General features: G+C 66.0%; 1 protein-coding gene. It reads left to right on the forward strand.

Features of this window, described 5'->3' with window-relative positions; genetic code table 11:
* Nucleotides 1-79: 79 nt before the first annotated feature.
* Nucleotides 80-1,423, forward strand: coding sequence for an IS1182 family transposase (locus tag EQZ23_RS19620; RefSeq protein ID WP_128456138.1), 1,344 nt, complete (start codon nt 80-82; stop codon nt 1,421-1,423).
* The last annotated feature ends 80 nt before the right edge of the window (nt 1,424-1,503 follow it).

Raw genomic sequence — 1,503 nt, forward strand, 5'->3', positions numbered from 1 at the left:
CGAGACTGTTGAAAAACGGCTGCTTGCGAAGGGGCTGGAGGCGTGATTCACTCCTGAAAGGCGTCGGAGGATCACGAACATGATGGGTCGGCAGGTGGCGCAAGGCGCACTGTTCTACGGGTTCCGGCTCGACGATCATGTGCCAGCCGACCACCTCCTACGTCGAATTGACGGACTGTTCGACTTCAGCTTCGTCCGTGAGGCGCTGGCAGCGAGCTATAGCCCGAGCGGGCGACCCTCGATCGACCCGGAGTTGATGCTGCGGATGCTGCTGGTCGGCTACCTGTTCGGCATCCGGTCGGAACGCCGCCTGTGCGAGGAGGTGCATCTCAACCTCGCCTATCGTTGGTTCTGCCGGCTCGATCTGGCCGACCGGGTGCCCGACCATTCCACCTTCTCCAAGAACCGGCACGGCCGCTTCCGCGCTTGCGGCCTGCATCGCCTGCTATTCGAGCAGGTGGTCGCGAAGTGCGCTGCGGCCGGGCTGGTGGCTGGGCGCGACGTGGCGGTTGACGGCAGCACGATCATGGCCGACGCCAGCCGCGAGAGGAAGCTGAAGGGAGCCGATGCCGCGGACGAGCTTCGTGCCGGGGAGAGCATATCGCGACCCGTCGCCGAATATCTAGCGGCGCTCGACGCCGCGTTGCCGCCAGATCCCGACGAGCCCGCGCCCGTCAATCCAACCAGCATCTCGCCGACCGACCCGCAGGCGGCGCTCAGCTGCAAGCACGGGCCGGCGCGGTACGCATACGCCATCAACCCGCTGCTCGACCTTGATACCGACTGCATCCTCGATGTGGAGGCGACGCCGGCGCGCTTCTCGTCCGAGGTCGCGGCGACCCGGACACTGGTGTCGCGTGCCGGCACCATGCTGGGCATCGCACCCGAGAGCCTCTCGGCCGATAAAGCGTATGGCAGCGGCCCGTTGCTCGGTTGGCTAATCGACCGGAATATCACCCCGTACATCCCGGTCATTGACCGCAGCCGCCAGCGCGACGCCTTCTTCACCCGTGATGCCTTTCGCTATGATCGCGAGGCCGATGCCTATCGCTGCCCGGCGGACAAGCCGCTCGGCTATTGCGGCACCAAACGCGCCAGCCAGGTTCGCGTATACCGGAGCCATGTCGCCGATTGTACTGGCTGCAAACTGAAGCCCCGATGCACCGTCAGCCGGAAACGCAGCATCACCCGCCTCGTTAGCGAGGATGCCCGCGATACCGTGCGCGCCCTAGCCGGCACCGACGCCTATGTGCACGCGCGGCGTCGAAGACAGCGGATCGAGCGCGTGTTCGGCCACCTGAAACGCAACCTGGGGCTACGAACGCTTAAGCTGCGAGGCCTCGCCGGAGCAGCCGAGGAGTTCACCATGGCTGCCGCGGCATACAATCTTCAACTGCTGGCCCGGCAGGCCGCGCCGGCCTGATACGCGGCGCATCCTCCGGTGCCCGGCGTCGCCAGCTATCCGCCAAGCCAATCCCGCGCACGCCTTTTTCAACAGTCTCG

Source organism: Sphingomonas sp. UV9, assembly GCF_004101245.1.
GTDB lineage: Bacteria > Pseudomonadota > Alphaproteobacteria > Sphingomonadales > Sphingomonadaceae > Sphingomonas.